Genomic DNA, 2170 nt, shown 5'->3' on the forward strand with positions numbered 1-2170 from the left:
CTCTCACACCCGCGGGGTCGACCCGTGTCCGGAGCGGGAGACGTCAAAGGCCCTGCGGTCTCACACACCGCAGGGCCCCTGTCCATTGAACCCAACGTCGGGCTGGCTGTGAAATCGACACGCTGACGACGGGGCCGCCCCGGGGCCCGCCCGACGTCCCGCGGATCCCGCCCTAGGATCTGTCACCATGACGACGCAGGGCAGTGGCACCGAGTCGGCGGCGGAGTTCGCGCACGTCGAGGACGGCTTCGAGAGACTGTGGACGCCGCACCGGATGGCCTACATCCTCGGTGACAAGCCGAGCGACGAGGAGGGCAACGGCTGCCCGTTCTGCTCGGCGCCGACGCGGTCCGACGAGGAGGGGCTCATCGTCCACCGCGGCGAGCACTGCTTCGTCGTGATGAACCTCTTCCCCTACAACCCGGGACACGTGCTCGTCTGCCCCTACCGCCACGTCTCCCTCTACATCGACCTCACCGACGAGGAGACGGCGGAGTTCACGGCGCTGACGAAGCAGGTGGTCCGCGTGCTGCAGGCGGCGTCGGAGCCCCACGGTTTCAACCTCGGCATGAACCAGGGGGCCGTCGCCGGTGCCGGGGTCGCTGCCCACCTGCACCAGCACGTCGTGCCGCGCTGGAGCGGCGACTCCAACTTCCTGCCCATCGTCGCCCAGACCAAGGCGCTGCCCGTGCTCCTGGAGGACACCCGCACGCGTCTCGTCGCGGCCTGGCCGCAGGCTTGAGCTCGTCCCCGGAGGGCTGACACCCGTCACGGACGCGCCACGTTGGGTGCGGTGGACCCGGGCACGGCCGCCCGGTCAGTACGCTGGTCCCACCATGCTCAACAGACTCCTGCGCGCGACGATGACCAAGATCCTGGCTCCCGTCGGCCATCTCTTCCTCCGGTTGGGCATCAGCCCCGACGTCGTGACCGTCGTCGGCACCGTCGGGGTGTGCGTCGGCGCCCTCGCCTTCTTCCCGCGGGGGCAGCTCTGGATCGGGTGCCTCGTCATCACCGCCTTCGTCTTCTCCGACACGGTCGACGGCATCATGGCGCGCGACTCGGGTCGCTCGAGCAAGTGGGGCGCCTACCTCGACTCGACCCTCGACCGGATGGGCGACTCCGCCATCTTCGGCGGCCTCGTGCTCTTCTACGCCGGCCCGGGTGACAACCGGTGGATGGCCGGGCTGGCGCTCGCCTGCCTCATCCTCGGGTCGGTCGTCTCCTACGCCAAGGCACGGGCCGAGGGGCTGGGTTACACGGCCGACGTCGGCATCGCCGAGCGCGCCGACCGTCTGGTCGCGGTGCTCGTGGCGGCCTTCTTCGCCGACCTGTTCAACTCCACGCYGCTGCTGGGCATCGTGCTCGGGCTGCTCGCCGTGGCGAGCTTCGTGACGGTGCTGCAGCGCATGCTCACGGTGCGCCGCCAGGCGCTGTCGTCCGGCGAGGTGGCCAGTTGAGCCGCACGGGACTGGTGGGCCGCGCCACCGACACCGTCAGCGTGCTCGGGTTCCGGCTCGGGTGGGCCACGGTCGCGGCGCTTCCCGAGGGCGCGGCCTACGGCGTCTTCAACCGGATCGCCGACATCGCGGTGCGGCGGCGGGGCAAGGGCATCCAGCGGTTGCGCGCGAACTACCGTCGCGCCCGCCCCGAGCTCGACGACGCCGCCCTCGACGCCCTCGTGCGGGCGGGGATGCGGTCCTACATGCGCTACTACTGCGAGGCCTTCCGGCTCCCGTCGATCGGCCGCGAGCGCCTCGACGCCGCCGTGCGGGTGACGGGACTCGAGGGGCCCAAGGCCGTGGCGGACACCGGACAGGCGGTCGTCGTGTTCGTGGGCCATCTCGGCAACTTCGACCTCGCCGCAGCGTGGGCAGCGACCAACCTCGCCCCGGTCACGACCGTCGCCGAGCGGCTCGAGCCCGAAGAGGTCTTCCAGGAGTTCGTCGCCTTCCGCAACAGCATCAACATGGACATCATCCCGCTGACCGGTGGTGTCGACCCCTTCGCGGGACTTCTCGCGGCGACGCGGGCCGGCGGCCGCGCCATCGCGCTCGCGGCCGACCGCGACCTCACCCGGAACGGGATCGAGGTCGACCTGCTCGGCCACCGCGCACGGATGGCCAAGGGGCCGGCGGTGCTCGCGCTGATGACGGGCGCCCCCCTCTTC

General features: G+C 71.2%; 3 protein-coding genes. All 3 read left to right on the forward strand.

Annotated elements, in window-relative coordinates; all coding sequences use genetic code 11:
• The first annotated feature begins 187 nt into the window (after nucleotides 1-187).
• Nucleotides 188-742 carry an HIT family protein gene (locus AC1DP0_RS21175; protein ID WP_478088422.1) on the forward strand — a complete coding sequence of 185 codons (555 nt, stop codon included), beginning with the start codon at nucleotides 188-190 and terminating at the stop codon, nucleotides 740-742.
• Between the two features lie 94 nt (nucleotides 743-836).
• On the forward strand, nucleotides 837-1460 hold the full coding sequence (gene pgsA / locus AC1DP0_RS21180) for a phosphatidylinositol phosphate synthase (protein WP_478088425.1): 624 nt from the start codon (nucleotides 837-839) through the stop codon (nucleotides 1458-1460).
• Nucleotides 1457-2170 (forward strand): phosphatidylinositol mannoside acyltransferase (locus AC1DP0_RS21185; protein ID WP_478088427.1); only part of this gene is annotated, 714 nt, incomplete at its 3' end. The genes pgsA and AC1DP0_RS21185, both read left to right, overlap by 4 nt.

The sequence above is a fragment of the Terrabacter sp. P5_B1 genome, from assembly GCF_056400505.1.

Bases quoted from the DNA above. Each gene is read 5' to 3' on its own strand.
- AC1DP0_RS21175 (WP_478088422.1), top strand. From the start codon at position 188: ATGACGACGCAGGGCAGTGGCACCGAGTCGGCGGCGGAGTTCGCGCAC.